1 pseudogene is annotated in these 468 nt (G+C 42.7%); it reads right to left on the bottom strand.

The window, feature by feature from the left end:
- Positions 1-234 precede the first annotated feature (234 nt).
- A pseudogene (gene bshC / locus ABNX05_RS26235) lies at positions 235-468 on the bottom strand (bacillithiol biosynthesis protein BshC); the annotation flags it as partial.

Consider the following 468-nt stretch of genomic DNA (forward strand, 5'->3'; position numbering starts at 1 on the left):
GCTCCCTCATTCACTCGTTTGCTTCCTTGTACTACTTGTGTCTTGAAGCTCTCTTCGGCTTTCAATATACATCGTATTTCTTCGTCAGCTTCAGTCGTTCAGTCAGTCACGTACTTGAGTACGCTCCTTCCCTCTCTCCATCGCTTCCTCGAACTACTCGTATCTTGAAACCCTTGATGAAAGAATGAATTGTTCTTTCAAAACTGGATAAACGGTGCATTGAATGTTTCAAACAAGACGCGGAGCAAAAATCGGCATTTGTAAGCCAAATACCGAAAATGCATCCTTCAATGTCGCCCAGTAGGCAAGCTCCCCTGGTCCACCAACAAATGCTAGCACCGGCAATGTCATTTCCTGCATTAACGGACGCGTCACAACATTATTACTTAACTGCTCAGGATGTTCTTCAGCATTTTTTTATACTTCTTCACGTGTTAGTTTGATATTTGCTGCTAGATTGACAAAATG

This window comes from Lysinibacillus zambalensis (assembly GCF_040183165.1).
In the GTDB taxonomy this organism is placed as follows: Bacteria; Bacillota; Bacilli; order Bacillales_A; family Planococcaceae; genus Lysinibacillus; species Lysinibacillus zambalensis.